The sequence below is a fragment of the Achromobacter sp. JUb104 genome, from assembly GCF_024806975.1.
Taxonomy (GTDB): domain Bacteria; phylum Pseudomonadota; class Gammaproteobacteria; order Burkholderiales; family Burkholderiaceae_B; genus Achromobacter; species Achromobacter spanius.
Genome location: NZ_JANUEY010000001.1, coordinates 119,993 through 138,021, shown reverse-complemented (window position 1 = coordinate 138,021; position 18,029 = coordinate 119,993). Strand labels below are relative to the sequence as shown.

At 64.7% G+C, this 18,029-nt stretch carries 13 protein-coding genes; 10 read left to right on the top strand and 3 right to left on the bottom strand.

What is annotated here, in order from left to right; genetic code table 11:
* Nucleotides 1-11 precede the first annotated feature (11 nt).
* Together M2361_RS00595 and M2361_RS00590 are read right to left on the bottom strand one after the other, a co-directional pair.
* Complete coding sequence (locus M2361_RS00595) at nucleotides 12-2,459, bottom strand: CoA transferase (protein ID WP_259245745.1); 2,448 nt, start codon at nucleotides 2,457-2,459, stop codon at nucleotides 12-14.
* Nucleotides 2,460-2,492: 33 nt separating this feature from the next.
* Nucleotides 2,493-5,810: a carboxyl transferase domain-containing protein gene (locus M2361_RS00590; protein ID WP_259245744.1), complete on the bottom strand. Its 3,318-nt coding sequence runs from the start codon at nucleotides 5,808-5,810 to the stop codon at nucleotides 2,493-2,495.
* A 272-nt stretch (nucleotides 5,811-6,082) separates the two neighbouring features.
* Between M2361_RS00590 and M2361_RS00585 the strand changes: the two genes are divergently transcribed.
* From M2361_RS00585 to M2361_RS00570, 4 genes are all read left to right on the top strand, one after another.
* Complete coding sequence (locus M2361_RS00585; RefSeq protein ID WP_127185348.1) at nucleotides 6,083-7,012, top strand: LysR family transcriptional regulator; 930 nt, start codon at nucleotides 6,083-6,085, stop codon at nucleotides 7,010-7,012.
* A 220-nt stretch (nucleotides 7,013-7,232) separates the two neighbouring features.
* A complete protein-coding gene (locus tag M2361_RS00580; RefSeq protein WP_259245743.1) occupies nucleotides 7,233-7,640 on the top strand; it encodes a Zn-ribbon domain-containing OB-fold protein in 408 nt (135 codons plus the stop codon).
* A 60-nt stretch (nucleotides 7,641-7,700) separates the two neighbouring features.
* Nucleotides 7,701-8,852: an acetyl-CoA acetyltransferase gene (locus M2361_RS00575; RefSeq protein ID WP_259245742.1), complete on the top strand. Its 1,152-nt coding sequence runs from the start codon at nucleotides 7,701-7,703 to the stop codon at nucleotides 8,850-8,852.
* A gap of 23 nt (nucleotides 8,853-8,875) precedes the next feature.
* Nucleotides 8,876-10,189 carry a 3-hydroxyacyl-CoA dehydrogenase gene (locus tag M2361_RS00570; RefSeq protein WP_259245741.1) on the top strand — a complete coding sequence of 438 codons (1,314 nt, stop codon included), beginning with the start codon at nucleotides 8,876-8,878 and terminating at the stop codon, nucleotides 10,187-10,189.
* Between the two features lie 39 nt (nucleotides 10,190-10,228).
* On the opposite strand, the gene M2361_RS00565 is transcribed toward M2361_RS00570, so the two are convergent.
* A complete protein-coding gene (locus M2361_RS00565; protein ID WP_259245740.1) occupies nucleotides 10,229-11,326 on the bottom strand; it encodes a LacI family DNA-binding transcriptional regulator in 1,098 nt (365 codons plus the stop codon).
* A 226-nt stretch (nucleotides 11,327-11,552) separates the two neighbouring features.
* Between M2361_RS00565 and M2361_RS00560 the strand changes: the two genes are divergently transcribed.
* The 6 genes from M2361_RS00560 (at nucleotide 11,553) to M2361_RS00535 (ending at nucleotide 18,021) form a co-directional block, all read left to right on the top strand.
* Nucleotides 11,553-12,644: a Gfo/Idh/MocA family protein gene (locus M2361_RS00560; protein ID WP_259245739.1), complete on the top strand. Its 1,092-nt coding sequence runs from the start codon at nucleotides 11,553-11,555 to the stop codon at nucleotides 12,642-12,644.
* A 30-nt stretch (nucleotides 12,645-12,674) separates the two neighbouring features.
* Nucleotides 12,675-13,589 (top strand): sugar phosphate isomerase/epimerase, encoded by a 915-nt coding sequence (locus tag M2361_RS00555; protein WP_105556026.1) that lies wholly within the window; start codon nucleotides 12,675-12,677, stop codon nucleotides 13,587-13,589.
* A gap of 124 nt (nucleotides 13,590-13,713) precedes the next feature.
* Entirely contained in the window at nucleotides 13,714-14,892 is a 1,179-nt protein-coding gene (locus M2361_RS00550) for an aldose 1-epimerase family protein (protein ID WP_259245738.1), read from the top strand.
* On the top strand, nucleotides 14,889-15,650 hold the full coding sequence (locus tag M2361_RS00545) for an SDR family NAD(P)-dependent oxidoreductase (protein WP_259245737.1): 762 nt from the start codon (nucleotides 14,889-14,891) through the stop codon (nucleotides 15,648-15,650). Before M2361_RS00550 ends, M2361_RS00545 begins: the two co-directional genes overlap by 4 nt.
* 29 nt (nucleotides 15,651-15,679) lie before the next feature.
* The gene (locus M2361_RS00540; RefSeq protein WP_259245736.1) at nucleotides 15,680-16,876 is read left to right on the top strand and encodes a CaiB/BaiF CoA-transferase family protein; all 1,197 of its coding nucleotides are present in this window, start codon (nucleotides 15,680-15,682) and stop codon (nucleotides 16,874-16,876) included.
* Nucleotides 16,873-18,021 carry a hypothetical protein gene (locus M2361_RS00535; protein ID WP_259245735.1) on the top strand — a complete coding sequence of 383 codons (1,149 nt, stop codon included), beginning with the start codon at nucleotides 16,873-16,875 and terminating at the stop codon, nucleotides 18,019-18,021. The genes M2361_RS00540 and M2361_RS00535 overlap by 4 nt, the downstream gene beginning before the upstream one ends.
* The last annotated feature ends 8 nt before the right edge of the window (nucleotides 18,022-18,029 follow it).

Sequence of the window (18,029 nt, the reverse complement as noted above, 5' to 3'; positions counted from 1 at the left end):
TGCGCGGCTTGTCAGGCCGCCTTCCTGGTTGCGGTGTTTCCTATGATTCCGTCTCGTTCCAGTGTCTGTTGCTGATCCGCGCTCATGCCCAGCACGCGCGAAAACACATCGCTGTTGTGCTGCCCTAGCGTAGGCGCCGGACGCACCGCCGCGACCGTCGCGCCCGGCTCCCTGAACCAGGGAGTAGTCGCCAGAAACTCGCCGATATACGGGCGGGAAGTCGCCTTGAAAAACTCGCGGGCCCTGAGATGCGGGTCATCGAGTACCGTCCAGATCGGCTTGACCTCTCCTGCGCTGATACCGGCCTGCTGCAATTCGGCCATGGCGCTTTGAGCGGAGCGCGCGCGCGCCCATGCGTTGATCCTGCGGTCTATCTCTTCGTGCCGGGCCCGTCGGCCCGCCGCCTTATCCAGAGCAGGGTCCAGGGCAAGATCAGCCGCCTGCATGACCGTCAGCAATGCCTGCCATTGCGCATCGCTCGTGATGCTCACCACCACCCAGGCGTCATCGCCCGCGCACTGGTATATCCCCTGCGGGGCATGGAGAGGATGCGCATTGCCGCTGCGGGGCGTGGTCGTGCCGTGCACGGACTGCTCAATAAGGAACGGCGCTGTCATGGGCAGCATGCATTCCACCTGAGACAGGTTGACGTGGCGCCCCTTGCCCGAGCGTTGCTGCACGAACAGCGCCAGCAACGCCGCCGCCCCCCCGTTGAAGCCCCCCACCGGATCACCATAAGCGTAGGAGGTCAGCGCGGGAGGGTCCTGCGGGAAACCAGTGTGTTGCGGCAGGCCGCTAGCCTGCTCCAGCGTGCCGCCGTAGGCCCTGATCGTGCTCCACTCATTGCCCGACCCGAATGCCGGCATGGATACCATGACCAAGTGCGGATTGACCTGGGACAGCACGGCATAGTCCAGCCCGAGTTTGGGCAATACCTCGGTCGAGTAGTTCTCGATGACGATATCGGCCTTGGCCACCAGATCGAACAGGACCGCACGCCCTTCCGCACGGGTCAGATCAAGCGTGATGCCCAACTTGTTGCGGTTCATCAGCGCAAAGTTCGAGTTCTTTTCGTACAGCTTTTCCTGATAGAACTCATCGGTGTAATGCGTGCCCCGCCACCAGTCCGGATAGCCCGTGCTTTCAACCTTGATGACTTCCGCGCCAAAGTCCGCCAGCGTCCTTGCCGCCAATGGCCCGGCCCACCCCATCGTCAGATCCACCACCCGGATTTTTCGCAAGGGCGGCGCGTCCGGCGCAGCCCTGGCCAAGCCGGCGGCCGGCGTCAGACGCTGCGCTTCACGGTAGCGGGGGCCGTCAGCATCCAGAAGCGCGGCCTTACCGCCCGGCAAGGGCCCCGCATCGCCCATGGGCAGCGGAACGACCGGCCCCTCGAATTCGGCCGCCCCCGCCTTGACGGGAACAAAAGCGCCGCGTTCGCGATGCACGCCTTGTTGAAGCAGTTCTGCCATGGTCGGCACGATTACCGCGGGAAATTTCTGCTTGCGCAGCACATCGAACCAATCCTCGGCTGTCCTGGCGCGCAGGCTGGGAATCAGGAACGCATCGATTTCGTCCGCATGGACCATACGGGTCGGCCCGCTCGCAAAACGCGGGTCCGCGGCCAGGTCCGGGTGGCCGATGGCAGCGCACAGCGCTGCCCACTGCGGGCCGGTATGGGCGAACAGCCCAATCCAGCCCTGCTTTGTCTCGTAGATGCCGGCGGGATGCGCTGTGCAGAACCGGTTGACACCCAGCCGGGCCATGGGATGCCGGCCATCCTGCACCATGCCGGCTTCCATCTCCACCAGCGAAAACGCAATCTCATGGATGCTCAGCAGATAACGCCGGCTGCCGTCGGATCGTCCCAGCAACGCAGCGGTCGCGCTTGAGAATGCCGCGACACCAGCGGCAATGGCGGTCTGAATGTCGTGCGGCAGATGGGGCGGGCCCTGCTTCGCGCCACTGCAATACACCGCGCCGGCCAGGGCGCGGCACACGGCCTCGGTGCCCGCGAAACCACTGTAGGGCCCGGACTCGCCGAACCAGGTCAGACATACCTCGATAGGCGCGTTGCCCTGGCCGTCATTCCCATCGCCCGCGTACGCGGGGCGCTTCAGCACCTCCAAGCCTTCGTCCAGCGCCCGGGCGTCAAGAATCACATCGCATGTCCGGGCGAGCCCTGACAGCCACGCGGGTTCCGCGCCTGTCTTTCCACGAAGGGCCACGCTGCGCTTGTTGGTGTTGAGCCAGGCATGCAAGGCGCTTGCGGGCTCACCATTGGCCTCGTTCAAAAGGGGCGGCAGGCGGCGCAACGTGTCGCCGTCGGCGTCTTCCAGCTTGATGACCTCGGCGCCAAAATCCGCAAAGAGCTTCCCGGCATAAGCCACTGCCGCTCCGCAGCCGATTTCCAGCACGCGCAACCCGGAGAAGGCGAGCCGGCTTTCAGATGTATGCATAGTCGCAACCTGTTCCAACAGACTTCACCTTGATCACCAGGTATCGACAAAGGCGCGGCGGGCACGGCCGGCGCGCAAAGGTGCCGACGCGATGCCTTGGCGTATCCACGTGCGGGTCTGCGCGGGATCGATGACTGCGTCGATCTCCGTCGTGGACGCGACGTTGATGGCGTGCCCGCGCTCGTAAGCGCGAGCCACCAACTGGTCGTAAAGCGCCTGGCGCTCCGGCCCCTCGGGGACGTTCTCAAGCTCTTTCTTGAAGCCCAGCCGGATGGACCCTTCCAGGCCCATGGGGCCGAATTCGCCCGTTGGCCACGACACCGCGCAACTGGCCGAGCGAAAGCCCCCGCCGGCCATGGCCATGGCTCCCAGGCCGTAGCCCTTGCGCAAGGCAATTGCCAAGATGGCGACGCGCAGCTTGGCCGCAACCACGAACATGCGCGACACATGCCGGACTTGCGCCTTGGCCTCTTGCTCTGGCCCGACCATGAATCCCGGCGTATCGATCAACGAAATGATGGGCAGACCGTGGATATCGCAAAGGTTCATGAAGCGCGCCGCCTTGTCGGCCGCATCGGCATCGATGGCGCCGCCCAGGTGATGCGGATTGTTGGCGATGATCCCTACAGGCTGCCCTTCCACGCGAGCCAGGGCGGTGTGCATTCCCAGGCCGAACCCCGAGCGCAGCATCAATACACTGCCTACGTCGGCAATGCCTTCGATGACCTTGCGGCTGTCGTAGACACGCAAGCGATTCTCCGGCACCACATGACGGAGGTGACGCGGGTCGGGCGCCACCCAGTCCTTGGTGCGGCCCTGGAACATGGAAAGATAGTGCTTGGCCGCCACGACGGCCTGCGCCTCGTTGTCGACCAGGATGTCGATAACGCCGTTGGCGAACTGCACCGGCGCGGGGCCGACGTCCTCCGGCCGGAAGATGCCCAGCCCTCCGCCTTCGATCATCGCCGGGCCGGCCATGCCGATGTTGGCGCTCTTGTCCGCGATGATGACATCGCAGACCCCTAGAAAGGCGGCGTTGCCCGCGAAACAGCGTCCCGAAACAATGCCGAGCAAAGGCACTTCGCCACTGAGTTCGGCCATCGCCGCGAACGACGGCTGATACAGCCCGGATACGAACGGAAAATCCACATCGCCCGGGCGGCCGCCTCCGCCTTCGGCGAACAACACCATCGGCATTTCGTCGCGGCGAGCACGTTCCACCAGCCTGTCGGTCTTGATGTGGTTGCGTTTGCCCTGCGTGCCCGCCAGCACCGTCGCGTCATAGGCCATGACGGCGGTCAGCGACCCGTCGTAGCCGAATGCGTCGCCGTTGATGTTGCCAATGCCGGTGACAATGCCGTCCGCGGGCGTGTTGGCGATCAGGTCTTCCTTGCTGCGGCGGCTGGCCTGCGCGGCAATGACCAATGCGCCAAACTCCACGAACGAGCCTTCATCGCACAGATCGTCCACGTTCTCCCGTGCGGTGCGCTGCCCTCGCGAACGGCGCTTTGCCACGGCCTGCGGGCGCGCGTCATCGTAAAGCGACGCATGGCGGTCGAGAACGGCTTGCAGGTCAGGGCGCACGGCGTCCAGATCGATCGCGTCTGTCACGACCTCGGTGTCGACCCCACCCGATTCCTGTTCCAGCAAAACCAGGATCTCGCCTTCGAGCACATTGCCGCCACTGGCGGCCGGCACCTCGACGACCCTGCCATTGAAATCGGCGACGACGCTGTACTCCATTTTCATCGCTTCGATCACGGCGATGGGTTGGCCCTTGAGCACGAGAGCGCCGGCGCTTACGGACACCTCGACCAGGCGGCCGCTCAACGGCGCGCGCGATGCCGAGAGCCCTTCCGGCACCGCGGCCTGCGCTGCCTGCGGCAAGTTGGCCGCCGAAGCGCCGCGCCCCCCCGAATCCCCGATCAGGCAGTCCTTGGCCTGCTGCGCTTGCGCGTACTGCTCGGCCGCTGCAAGCAGTTCCCCAAGGATGGACTCGATGTAGCGCGTATGGTTGCGCTGCGACAGGAAGTCCTCCCGAGCCACAAGCGCCTGCAAAAGATGGATGTTCGTGGCTACGCCGGCAATCCGGAACTCGGCCAGACAGCGGCGCAACCGCCGCACCACGCCCGAGAAATCGTCACTGCCGCTGAACACGATCAGCTTGGCCAGCAGCGTGTCGAACGCCGGGGCGGGCGAGTATCCGCCGTAGGCATGGGTGTCGACGCGCACTTCAGGGCCGGCGGGCGGCTCGAAACGCTCCAGCCTGCCGTGTGCCGGGCGCGCCATGCCCGTGGCATCGGTCGATTCTGCATTGATGCGGACCTGAATGGCATAACCGTTCAGCCCCGGCGGGTTGCTCGGGTCCACGCCCAGTTCGGCCAGGTGCTTTCCCTGCGCGACCCCGATCTGCAAGGCCACCAGATCCACGCCCGTGACCTGCTCCGTAATCGTATGTTCAACCTGTAGCCGGGGGTTGGCTTCGATGAATACAAAGTCCGTCTGCACCCCGTGCTCGTTTTCTTCGACCAGGAATTCAAAGGTTCCCAGGCTGCGGTACTCCACCCTGGCCGCCATTTTCTGTGCCGCGGCAAGAATGGCGGCGCGCAGCGGCGCGCTTAGCACCGGGCTGGGCGCGATCTCGACCACTTTCTGAAAGCGGCGCTGCAGCGTGCAATCCCGATCGCCAAGCGCGACCACCGACGCCCCATCGCCGGCAATCTGCACTTCAATATGACGCGCGCGATTGACCAGACGCTCCGCGTACAGCGCGTCCACACCAAAGGCCGACATGGCTTCCGACCGGCAGCGGGCATAGAGCTCGGCGATATCGGCTTTGGACTTGACGACGCGCATCCCGCGTCCGCCGCCTCCGCCGACCGCCTTGATAACGATCCCGACCCCGCCCTGCTCGTCGAAGAACTGTTCGACGTCCGCAAGTGAAGCACCGCCCGGCGTGGCGGGCATGACGGGCACGCCGCATTCGCGGGCCAGTTGCAAGGCGCGGCCTTTGTCTCCGAACAGAGCCAGGTGATCGGCGTTCGGGCCGATGAACGTGATTCCCGCCGCATCGCAAGCCAGGGCGAAATCCGCCCTTTCACTCAAGAAGCCATACCCCGGATGGATAGCATCGCAATGCTCGGCCGTGGCGACGGCAATGATGGCGTCGATATCGATATAAGCCGCCGGACCGGAGCCGGTCAGCGCAACCGAGGTATCCGCAAGAATTCGATGCCTTGAGTTTGAATCGTCCTGGGAATACACCGCGACGCTCTCCAACCCCAGGTCGCGCACGGCGCGTATGACTCGCACGGCGATTTCGCCACGATTGGCAACCAACACTCTCTTCATGGTGATCCTATGTCTCTGCTCTGACTCTTATGCTCAAGTTCTTAAGCTGCTGCCCGTAGCCCTTGCATGTTCCTGCCAGACGAGGCGCGCCTGCGGGCAGGCGCCGAAAAGCACTAACATGCAAACGGATACGCGCAATCGCAGCCCAGCTTGATCCGGCGGTTGTCGTTAACTTGGTGAGGATGGTAGGAGTCGTGCCACAGCCGCACAATTCACATTTTTCTCTGACCCCTATAGCCGTTCGGCATGTGTCTCGATAAAAGCAGGCGGAAATGGAACTCAGGCAGTTAAGAACGGTTCTAGCGATCGCGGAAACCGGCAGCCTCACCAAGGCGGCGGAACTGCTGCACGTTGTGCAGCCCGCCCTGTCCCGACAACTGAAACAACTGGAAGACGAACTGGGCACGCCGCTTTTCGAGCGCAACCGGCTCGGGATGGTGCTGACCGTGCCAGGCCGCCGGTTTGTCGATCAGGTGCGGGTTTCCCTTAAGGGGCTCAATGAAGCCCGGGCCGACATCGGCGCCGCAAAATCGGAGCTGCTTGGCACGGTGTCCATCGGCATGCTGCCCAGCCTTGCGGCCGCCCTTGCCGGCCCGCTCGTCATCGCGTTGCAGCAGCAGTACCCAAATCTGCGCGTGCGCATCGCCACCGGTTTCTCGGATTTCCTGCAAGAGGGCCTGGAGGGCGGCAAGCTTGATATCTGCCTCATGGGCGACTATCTGCAATCCGAACTTCTGCAGACCTCGCCCGCTTATTCCGAACCCATATACGTCTTCGGCATGCCGGGATCCGGATTGTCCGAAGACACCCCGATGACGCTCGAGGCCGTCTCCAGAATGCCCATGGTGGTTCCGGAAGCGCGCAGCTTGCGCAACGTGATAGACCGGGCCTGCACCATCCTCGGCGTCAACCTGAATCTTGTTGCCGAGTCGGACAGCACTACGGTCATTCTCGATCTGGTGTTACGCGGCGTCGGCTACACCATCCTGCCAGCCATGCCCATCATGACGATGCTGGCCGAAAAGCGCATCGAAGGCGCTCCCATCATCAGCCCCACGCTGCAACGCACTGTGATCATCGGCACCGCCGTGCTGAACCGCAACCCCCGCCTCGTCAATGTCCTGCATGCCGAGCTGATCCGCCTGCTCGAGCCCTACATCAAACAGTTCGAGAACGTCGGCGTACGCTGGCTGGCTGATTGAATACAACCTCCGCGCGCGAACCCGGCACGCAACGGGCCACGGCCCAGCTATGCTCAATCGCTATGCCCCTCGTCAAAATTAGTTAATTGTCCCGAGACGACTCGCCCCCCTAACATCATTCAAGCGTCGTGGCATCGCCAGCAGACAAGCCATGCACCAACGGGTGTATGCCCCGTCCGCCTGCCGGCCGGCCGCGGCCAAAGAATCTTGGGAGGCGAATGTGCAGAATTCCTCTAACAGCACACACACAGCGGGCGACGAGGCAGTCGGCCCGGAGCAGTACTTCCAGCGCATGCTCGAACAAGGGCAGTTCATGATTCAGCGCTGCGAAACAACCGGCCGCGCCGTTTTCTATCCTCGAGCCATCTCCCCTTATGGCGGCGGACGCTTGCGCTGGGAAGCCGCCAGTGGCGACGGCACCATCTATTCGACCACCGTCGTGCGCCAACGCCCCGAACGGGGTGGGAACTATTGCGTCGTCCTGGTGGACCTTGCAGAGGGACCGCGCCTGATGAGCACCGTTGTCGATATGGAGCCCCTGGCGGTGACGATCGGCATGCGAGTCCGTGCAGAAGTGCGCCGCCAATCCTCTGGCGTGCCGCGCGTGGTGTTCGTGCGCGCGGACTGACCGCGTGTGGTGTTTGTGCGCGCGGACTATCGCGCGACCCATGATTATTGGAACGATTTGATGGCTACTAGTACAAGAGGGGCCTCGGCGATTGTCGGGATCGGCACCACGCCTGGCTGGAACAGCCCCGGGTTCTCGGCGTTGGATCAACTTGGCATCGCCGTTCAGGCGGCGGCGGCCGATGCGGGCATCGGCGTGGACCAGATCGACGGCTTGTTCACGTCCACCCTGACGCATTTCATGCCCGCCCTGTCCGTGGCGGAGTATCTCGGCATCCAGCCGACCTACATGGATGGCACCAACATCGGCGGATCCTCATTTCTGGCCCACCTGTTGTCGGCCACGCTTGCCCTGCAAGCCGGGCTGTGCAAGGTGGCCTGCATTTGCTATGGGTCGAACCAACTGTCGGCGGGCGGCAAGCTCACCACCCTGACCGAACCCGCCCCCTGGGAGGCGATGTATTCGCCGCGCAACCCCATCAGCGGCTACGCCTTGGCTACCGCGCGCCACATGCACCAGTACGGAACCACGCGCGAGCAGTTGGCCAGCGTCGCAGTCGCCGCGCGCCAGTGGGCGCAGCGCAATCCTGCCGCGCACGAACGCGGCCCCCTGAGCATCGCCGAGGTTCTGGATTCCCGGCCCATATCCGATCCGCTCACGCTGCGGGACTGCTGCCTGGTGACCGACGGCGGCGGGGCGATGATTCTTGTCGCCGCGGAGCGCGTGCCGGAATTTTCCAACACGCCGGCCTATGTTCTGGGTGTCGGCGAGGCCACCACGCATCGCCAGATTTCAAGCATGGAAGACCTTACGGTCACCGGTGCCGTGCAATCCGGCCAACGCGCCTTCGAGATGGCGCGCGTCGCGCCACAAGAGATCGACGTCTTGCAGCTCTATGACGCATTCACCATCAACCCGATTCTGTTTCTTGAAGACCTGGGTTACTGCGCCAAGGGCGAAGGTGGCGCGTTCGTGGCCTCAGGCGTGACCGCGCCCGGTGGCGCACTGCCGGTCAACACCAACGGCGGCGGCCTGTCCTGCAATCACCCTGGCATGTATGGCATCTTCGCGGCCATCGAGGCGGTGCACCAGATCCGCCGCACCGCAGGCGCCAGACAGGTTGACGGCGTCGATCTGGCCCTGGCCCACGGCAATGGCGGCCAGTTGGCCAGCCAGGTCACGGCGATTCTCGGATCGCGCACCACCCTGTAAACGCTACAACCGCGGACACCATCATGAGCAGCACCACCAGCACGCCAGTCGTCACCTACCATCCCTTCGTGGCCGAGCCTCAATTGCACAAGGTGCCGTTGGCGGCCAAGACCAGGTCCGTCAACCGGGCGGCGGTGATAGGCGCCGGCACCATGGGCGGCGGCATTGCAATGTGTTTCGCCAATGCCGGCATACCCGTGGTGCTGCTGGAAAAAGACGCCGAGCGCCTCAGCCAGGGCATGGCGCGCATCGAAGAAAACTACGCCAACTCCGCGCGGCGCGGCCGGCTCAGCGCAGGCGACGTCGCGCAGCGTCTCGCATGCATACAGGGCAGCACACGCTTCGAGGATCTGGCCGACGTGGATCTGGTCATTGAAGCGGTGTTCGAGGAAATCGGGCTCAAACACGAGATCTTCAAGACGCTTGATCGGGTCTGCAAGCCCGGCGCCATCCTGGCCTCAAACACCTCTTTCCTGGACATCGACACTATCGCGAGCGCCACTCAGCGACCCCAGGACGTGGTGGGGATGCACTTTTTCAGTCCTGCCAACGTCATGCAGTTGCTGGAGAACGTGCGCGGCTCCGCCACCTCTGACAACGTGTGCGCCACCGTCATGGACGTGGGCCGCCGCCTGGGCAAGGTCGCCGTGCTGGTGCGGTCCTGCGACGGATTCGTCGGCAACCGCATGTTGGCGAAGCGCACGCGCGAAAGTCATTTCCTGCTTCAGGAAGGCGCCTCGCCCTTTCAGATCGACCGTGTCCTGCGCGACTTCGGCCTGCCGATGGGGCCGTTCGCCATGGCGGATCTGGCAGGTTTGGACGTGGGCTGGCGCAATCGCCAGAGCCGCCTGCCGAACCTGACGCCGCGCGAGCGCGAGTGCGACATGCTGGACCGCATGGTCGCCGCGGGCCGGCTGGGCCAGAAGACCCAGGGCGGCTTCTACGACTATGACAATGACCGCAAGGCCACCCCATCACCGGCTGCCGAAGCACTGGTCGCCGCACACCGCGCGGCCTCGGGCCGACAAGCACGGCAGATCTCCGACCAGGAAATTCTGGAGCGCTGCCTGTACTCCATGATCAACGAAGCCGCCTATATCCTGGAAGAGAACATCGTCGAACGCGCCTCCGACATCGACGTCGTCTGGCTCAAAGGTTACGGCTTTCCCGCCTATCGGGGCGGCCCGCTGTGCTACGCGGACCAGATCGGCCTGCCTGCCATCCTGGCGGGGTTGCGCAAATACGAAGCCGAGCACGGTTCCCAATACTGGAAGCCGGCCAATCTCATCGTCAAGCTCGCTCAGGAGGGGCGAGGTTTTCTCGATGGCCCTGCCTGAAGCCGCGCACACGCGGCCTTGGGCGCCGTCACGAGGCCATCACGGCTCCGGAATATTTTCCCGGAAGATGACCTGTAGCCGCGGCAGATAACTGGGTTCGGGCGCGCCCTTCACGGCCGCCACCAGCAGCTTGACGATCTCGCGCGCCTCGACGCGCGGGTTCTGGTCGATCACGGCGTCCATGGTGCGATCAAGCAACAGGCGGCGCGTGGCTTCGGTGAGGTCGTGGCCCACGAAGACAATGCGAGGGGCGGAGGCTGCCTTGCTTGAGCCAGCCTCGTCTGGCCGCGCCTCTGTTGGCCACGCCTCTGTTGGCCACGCCTCTGTTGGCCGCGCCTCAGCCGGCCGCGCCTCTTTCAGCGCCCGCGCGATGCCTTGGTTGCCGGCGCCGATGTTGTAAATCGCGTGCGGCGGATCTTTGCGCAGCAGATCCTGCGTGACGGCAAAGGCGCGGTCGCGGTCGTCGCCGATCTCAAGAATGTGTGCGATGCGCAGGTGCGGAAACTCTTCGCTCAGCAGCGAGCGAAAACCCATCTCGCGCTCTTCGTGGCCGCGATACGCCAGTGACCCCACGAACACCGCAACCTTGCGCTCGGTGTGCTGTGGCAGAAACCGGCCCAGCAACAGCGCGGCCAGGCGGCCGGCGGCGCGGTTGTCGATGCCCACGTAACCCAGGCGCGCCGAGATCGGAATGTCCGACACCAGGGTGCTTACATGCACGCCGCTGTCGCGCAGCGCCATGATGGCATCACGCACTTGGGGATGGTCCAGCCCGACCAGGCCAACGGCCTGCGTCTGCTCGCGCAGCTCGTAGAGCTTTTGCGCGAGCTTGTTGGCGTCGAATCCCTCGATCAGATGCAGGCGGGCCCGCACATCGGGGCGGGTGGCGGCTTCTTCCAGTAGGTGCCGGCCCAACGCGGTCATGAAGCTGTTGGTGCCGGCGGGCAAAACGAAATCGACCCGCACATCCTGGCTGGCGGCATCGGCGCCCTGGACGAAGTAGCCGAGGCGATTGGCGATTGCCAGCACGCGGTCGCGCGTCTTGCCGCGCACGCCGTCGCGGTCGTTCAGCACCCGGTCCACGGTGGCGGTGGACATGCCGGCTTCACGGGCAATGAGGGAAATGGTGGGGCGCATGCGGTACCAGGCTCTCAAGACACCATCAGGACGATGGCAGCGAGGCGATCATAACCCATCATTTGCAATCATTCTGGATCAAAAAGGTAACGTTGCTGCCCTATGAGCGCCATCCATCTTTACCCCTGATTGTTTTGATGTGATTATCGCGGCTCAACAACATCAAATACCGCACGGCAGGATGCCAGGCAGTCGACAGTGCATACCAAGCCGGCAGGAGGAGCACATGTCGCACCCTACCCTGGTGCCCGACCCGCCCATTCGGGAACGGCGCTTTCGCATCGGCTGCATCGGCGCCGGCATGATCATGGCCGAGTGCCATCTGGCGGCCTATCAGCAGGCCGGCTTCACGGTGGCGGCGATCGCGTCGCGTACGCACAGCAAAGCGGCCAAGGTCGCCGAACGCTATGGCATCCCGGTTGTGCATGAGAATCCCCTGGCCCTGATCGCCGATCCGCAAATCGAGATCGTGGACATCGCGTATCCGCCCGACCAGCAGCCCGCGCTGATTCGCGCCGCCTTGCGCGCCCCGCACGTGCGCGGCGTGCTGGCGCAAAAGCCGCTTGCCCTCTCGTTGGACGAAGCTCGTGCCTTGCGCGACGAGGCTCGTGCCGCCGGCAAGATCCTGTCGGTCAACCAGAACATGCGCTACGACCAATCGATGCGCACGCTCAAGCAGCTGCTGGACCAGGGCGTGCTGGGCACGCCGGTGTTCGCGCAGATCGACATGCACGCGATCCCGCACTGGCAAGACTTTTTGCGCGGCTATGACCGGCTGACGCTCTCGAACATGAGCGTGCATCACCTTGATGCCCTGCGTTATCTGTTTGGCGAGCCCACCGAGATCACCAGCATCACCCGCCCCGATCCGCGCACCGAGTTCGCGCATCAGGATGGGCTGGTGAGCACCACGCTGCGCTTTGGCAACGGCCTGCTTGCGCTGTCGCTCGAAGATGTGTGGTCGGGCCCACGGGCCGAGGGATACCCCGACGACCAGCACATCCGCTGGCGCGTGGAAGGCACCGAGGGCGTCGCGCGCGGCACCATCGGCTGGCCCACCGGCGAGCCGTCGACCCTGAGCTACGCCTCTCGCGCGGCCCAGGGCCATACTGACGGGCGTTGGGTAACCCCCACGTGGGACACGATGTGGTTTCCGCATGCCTTCATCGGCGTGATGGAGCAGTTGCAGTACGCGCTGGCCAGCGGCACCGAGCCTGCGTTGAGCGTGACCGACAACGTACGCACGATGGCGCTGGTCGAGGCCGCGTATACGTCCATCGCCGAAGGCCGCACAGTACGGCTGCCGGCTGTTGAATAACCAGACAAAAAACAGACGGAGACAAGCATCATGATCCAGACCGGAATCTTCTCGGGCTACTTCCCCTATGAGCTGGAGCGCACCGCCAAGGTGATCCGCTCGCACGGCTTCAACACCGTGCAGCTGGACCTGCATTTCAAGGACATGGAACTCGGCCCGGGGCAGTTGACCGCGCAGAAATGCACGCAGATCCGCGACACCTTCCGCCACTACAACCTGCCGGTGTCCTGCATCTCGGCCTATACCAATATCGTTCACCCCGATCCCGCCGAGCGCCAACGCCGCAACGGCTATCTCAAAGAGATCCTGACGCACGCGCGCCAGTTGGGTTCGCCTTACGTGATCTCGGAAACCGGCACGTTCGCCACCGACAGCGACTGGGTGCATCACCCCAGGAACAAGACCGAGGAAGGCTGGGACCAGTGCCGCGCGGTGATCGCCGAGCTGTCGCAACATGCCTATGATCATGGCGCGGTGTTCCTGCTTGAGACCTACGTGAACAACGTGGTGGGATCCGTCGAGGAAACGCTGCGCATGTTCGCCGAAGTGGATCACCCTGGTCTTGGCCTCTTGATGGATCCCACGAACTACTTCGAAGCGCACAACATCGACCAGATGGACCGCACGCTGAATCAGGTGTTCGACGCGCTCTCCGACAAGATCTGCATCGCGCATGCCAAGGACGTGAAGCGTTCGGGCGATGACAAGTCGGAAAAGCACAGCGACATTGGTGACGACGGCGCGGCCGAGAGCCATACCTTCCGTGGCGTGGGCGAGATCGAGCTGCCGGCGCCGGGCCTGGGCGCGCTGAATTACGACCTGTACTTGCAGCGCCTGGCGAAGAAGCACCCAAACATTCCCATCATCATCGAGCACCTGACCGAAGACGACGTGCCGCGCGCCAAGACCTTCCTGGACGAGCGGCTGCGCGCGAACGGCCTGTAGGCCGCCCGCCGCAACACAGACGCACCGCGAGGCACATTGCATAAGGCCCGCGGCGCGCCCGCGAACAAGATTCTGAACACCGACACCGGCAAACGCGCACCCGCGCCTTTGCCAGGGAGAACTCATGCCTGACATTTACGGAACCTGGATGACGCGCCGCGACGTGGAGGCGCGCACCGGGCAGCTTGCGCAGTTTGCCGGCGTACGCCTGATGACGCTGGACGACGGGCTGGAGCGCGGCATCCGCATGCTGGAGTTCCGCAGCGGCACGGGCCTGCGTTTTACGGTGCTGGTGGATCGCGCGATGGACATCGCCGATTGCGAATACCGTGGCTTGGCCATGGGATGGCAGTCGCCGTCGGGCTATCGCCATCCCGGCCTGCATGACTATGAAGGCGAAGGCGGATTGGGCTGGATGCGCTCGTTCTCGGGCCTCATGATCACCTGCGGACTGGACCACATTCTGTTCATGTACGACGCGCCGGCCGACAACTATGTGTATGGCCCGCGCAAGACCGCCAAGCAGTCCATCCATGGCCGCGTGGGCACCATTCCGGCGCGCCTGAGCGGCTACGGCGAACGCTGGGACGGCGATCGCTGCGTGCTGTGGGCGGAGGGAGTCGTCAGCCAGGGCACCGTGTTTGGCGAACACCTGGAGCTGCACCGCCGCATCGAGATCGAGGTGGGCACCAACGACATCAAACTGTCGGATCGCGTGGTGAATCGCGGCTTCTACCGCACGCCGCACATGCTCTGCTATCACATCAACCTGGGCTATCCGGTGCTGGACGCCGACTCGCGCTATCTGGCGCCGATCCGCGATGTGGTGTGGGCCGCGCACGAGCAAACCTACCGCGAGCAGGGCGTGGGCTACCGCCGCATGCCGGCGCCGCAGTTGGGCTTTCATGAGCAGGTGTGGCAGCACGAGATGGCCGCCGCCGCCGATGGCAGCGTCCCGGTGGCCCTGGTGAACGACAAGCTGGGCCTGGGCATGCAGGTCAGCACCTTCAAGCATCAATTCCCTTGCCAGTATCAATGGCAGAACCTGCAATCGGGCCAGTATGCGATGGGCATAGAGCCGTCGACCAACCATGTGCTGGGCCAGGGCGCGGCGCGTGAGCGCAACGAGCTCATCTGGCTTGAGCATGGCGAAGAGCGCCGCTACGACACCACGTTCAGCGTGCTGGGCTCGGCCGCCGATATCGCGGCATGCGAAGCCCGCATCCGCGCGATCGCGGTGCAGCCCGAGGCCGACTATCCGCCGTTGTCGGGGCGCTTTGCGCCCATCGCGGGGCGCACATGAGCGCGCGCTTCTCTTTGCAAGGCCGCCGCGTTTTGTACACGGGCGCGGCGGGCGGCTTCGGTGTGGACACCACGCTTGCGCTGCTGGAAGCGGGCGCCCGCGTGATCGCGCTGGACAACCACGCCGGGCATATCGATCGCTTGCGCAGCACCGTGCCGGCGCGGTTTTCCGACCAGCTTCACGTCCTGCAGGCCGATCTTGCCGACGCCAGCGCGTTGCAGTCGCATCTTCAGCAACTGACCGCCGAGGGTCCGATTGATGTGATCATCAACAACGCGGCAATCTACCCCTCGCGCCCGTTCGAGGAATACAGCGACGCAGAGCTGGCGCGCGTGCACCGCGTGAACGTGGAGGCGGCGATTCAGATCATCCGCGCGGCGCTGCCCGGCATGCGCGAGCAGCAATGGGGCCGCGTGATCAACATCTCGTCGATCACGCTGTCCGGCGGCTGGGAAAACCTGCTGCCCTACGTGCAATCCAAGGGCGCGATGGTGGGCGCCACGCGCGCCTTCGCCCGCGAATTCGGCAAGTGGGGCATCACGGTCAACGCCATCTCGCCGGGTGCGTTTCCCACCGACGCCGAGAAGATCCATCCCGATCCCGAGGGCTACAACCGCATGGTGCTTGAACGCCAGTCGGTGAAGCGCCGTGGGCACGCAGGCGACATCGCCGCGGCCATCGTTTTCCTTGCCTCGGACGAGGCGGGTTTCATTTCCGGACAGACGCTGGCAGTTGACGGCGGCTGGGTCATGCATTGAGGCGCATCGGCGCACGCAAAGGTAGAAGCATGAGTATTCTTTCTGGCTACAAGGTTCTGGACTGCTCCATCGCCATGGCGGGGCCTTTCGCGGCGCAGCGCCTGGGCGACCTGGGCGCCGACGTGATCAAGATCGAGCCGCCCACCGGCGAATGGCAGCGGCACGCGCCCGCCGGCGGCATCACGGGCAACAAGATCAACGTGTCCTTTCTTTCGCTGAACCGCAACAAGCGCTCGCTTGCGATCGATCTGAAGAGTGCCGGCGGCAAAGAGATCATCCACAAACTCGCGGCGCAGGCCGATGTGTTTATCCAGAACTACCGTCCGGGTGTCGCCGGCCGTCTGGGTGTGGACTACGAGACCCTGTCGGCGCTGAACCCGCGCCTGATCTATGTATCGATGTCGGGCTTCGGCGAAGACGGCCCCTATGCCACGCGCCCCGGTCAGGACCTGCTGTTGCAGGCGATGTCGGGCGCCATGCTGTCGTCGGGCCGTGCGGGCGAAGCGCCACGCGCGGCGGGCCAGTATGTGGTCGACGCCGTCACCGCGTATTGCGCCTTCGAAGGCGTGCTGGCCGCGCTGCTGCACCGCGAGCGTACCGGCGAAGGCCAGAAGGTCGAGGTCAACATGCTGGATGCAATCACCACGATCCAGATGCAGGAGCTCTCGGTCTACACCGTGGGGCACAAGCCGCAAGTGCGCAGCGCCGAGCCGCATGCCCACGTGTACATCCGCGCCCCCTATGGCACCTTCGCGACGACCGACGGCTATCTGGCGCTTGCCATGCCCGACATGAAAGTGCTGGCGCGCGTGACCGAAGAACCGCGCCTGGCGGAGTACACCGACGAGCGCGACGGTTGGGAAAAGCGCGACGAGATCTATGCGCTGGTGCGCGACACCCTCGCAAAGGCCTCGACCGCCGACTGGTTCGCCAAGCTTGATGCCGCCGGCATCTGGTGCAGCCCCGTCTACGGATACGCCGATCTGGTCGACGATCCGCAGATCGCGCACAACGGCACCTTCGTCGAGTATGAACATCCGACCGAAGGCAAGATCAAAACACCGGGTTTTCCGATCCGCTTTTCCAAGACGCCAAGCCAGGTGCTGCGCGGCGCACCGCTTACCGGCCAACACACCGACGAAGTGCTGCGCGATTTTGGCTTCAGCGCCGACGAGATCGCCGCGCATGCGGCCTCGGGCGCGGTGCTGCGTGGAACCTCGGAATGAGCGAGCGCGCCCTGCCCTACCGTGGCCTGACCTGGGACCACCCGCGCGGCTTCAATGCCCTGCACGCCGCCACCGCACTCACGCCGCTGGTGCACTGGGACAAGCAGTCGCTTGAAGGCTTCGAATCGGCGCCCATCGCCGAACTGTGCGCCCGCTATGACCTGGTGGTGCTGGATCACCCGCATCTGGGCGAGGCCCTGGCGCACGATTGCCTGCAAGCGCTCGACACCGTGTTCGCGCCCGACGAGCTGGCGCGGATCGCGCGGGATAGCATCGGGCTGTCGTACGACAGCTATCGCATGGCCAATCGCCAATGGGCGCTGCCGCTGGACGCCGCCACGCAGGTCATGGCCACGCGCGCCGATCGGCTTGACGGCCCCGTGCCGCGCACCTGGCGCGAGGTGCTGACGCTGTCGCAACGCAGCGGCGCGGTCGCGCTCAGTTGGGGCGGTCCGCACCCGTTCTTGTCGCTGCTGTCGATCGCGGCCGCCATTGCGCCCGATACCGACCTGCGCCCGCACGGCGCCTGGCACAACGAGGCGACGCTCGCCGACGCGTGCGATGTGCTCAGCGAATTGGCGCGGCTCACGCCCGCGCACGCCCTGGCTTACAACCCGATCGCGCTGCTCGGCCACATGAGCTCGCGCGATGACATCGCGCTCTGCCCGCTGGTCTATGGGTATGTGAACTACGCCACCTCGGCGGTGGCAAAACCGCTTACGTTCCGCGACGCGCCCGAGGCCGACGCGGGCAAGCCCGGCTCGATCCTTGGCGGCACCGGCATTGCGATATCACGGCGCTGCATCGTGGGGCCGGACTTGCGGGCACATCTACTGTGGTTGCTCGCAGCCGATACCCAAAGCCGCTTCATCCCGCAGCACGAAGGCCAGCCCAGCCATCGCGGCAGTTGGGCCGATGCGAACGTGAATGCGGCCAGCGGCAACTTCTATGCCAACACGGCCCGCACGCTCGAAGCCGCCTCGATCCGGCCACGGCACGATGGCTACATCGCCTTCCAGACCGAGGCCTCGCAGTTCCTGCGTGATGGCGTCGCCGCCCGCGCATCCTCCCACTCATTGGCGCGCGGCCTGACCCAGCGTTTCCAGGCCAGCCTGGCCGCCGCCCCCAAGCACACCGCAACCTAAGGATGTCG

What these genes read in the sequence shown, in the direction of transcription:
- M2361_RS00595 (WP_259245745.1), bottom strand. Translation starts at nt 2,459, where the DNA reads ATGCATACATCTGAAAGCCGGCTCGCCTTCTCCGGGTTGCGCGTGCTG.
- M2361_RS00590 (WP_259245744.1), bottom strand. Translation starts at nt 5,810, where the DNA reads ATGAAGAGAGTGTTGGTTGCCAATCGTGGCGAAATCGCCGTGCGAGTC.
- M2361_RS00585 (WP_127185348.1), top strand. Translation starts at nt 6,083, where the DNA reads ATGGAACTCAGGCAGTTAAGAACGGTTCTAGCGATCGCGGAAACCGGC.
- M2361_RS00575 (WP_259245742.1), top strand. Translation starts at nt 7,701, where the DNA reads ATGGCTACTAGTACAAGAGGGGCCTCGGCGATTGTCGGGATCGGCACC.
- M2361_RS00570 (WP_259245741.1), top strand. Translation starts at nt 8,876, where the DNA reads ATGAGCAGCACCACCAGCACGCCAGTCGTCACCTACCATCCCTTCGTG.
- M2361_RS00565 (WP_259245740.1), bottom strand. Translation starts at nt 11,326, where the DNA reads ATGCGCCCCACCATTTCCCTCATTGCCCGTGAAGCCGGCATGTCCACC.
- M2361_RS00560 (WP_259245739.1), top strand. Translation starts at nt 11,553, where the DNA reads ATGTCGCACCCTACCCTGGTGCCCGACCCGCCCATTCGGGAACGGCGC.
- M2361_RS00555 (WP_105556026.1), top strand. Translation starts at nt 12,675, where the DNA reads ATGATCCAGACCGGAATCTTCTCGGGCTACTTCCCCTATGAGCTGGAG.
- M2361_RS00550 (WP_259245738.1), top strand. Translation starts at nt 13,714, where the DNA reads ATGCCTGACATTTACGGAACCTGGATGACGCGCCGCGACGTGGAGGCG.
- M2361_RS00545 (WP_259245737.1), top strand. Translation starts at nt 14,889, where the DNA reads ATGAGCGCGCGCTTCTCTTTGCAAGGCCGCCGCGTTTTGTACACGGGC.
- M2361_RS00540 (WP_259245736.1), top strand. Translation starts at nt 15,680, where the DNA reads ATGAGTATTCTTTCTGGCTACAAGGTTCTGGACTGCTCCATCGCCATG.
- M2361_RS00535 (WP_259245735.1), top strand. Translation starts at nt 16,873, where the DNA reads ATGAGCGAGCGCGCCCTGCCCTACCGTGGCCTGACCTGGGACCACCCG.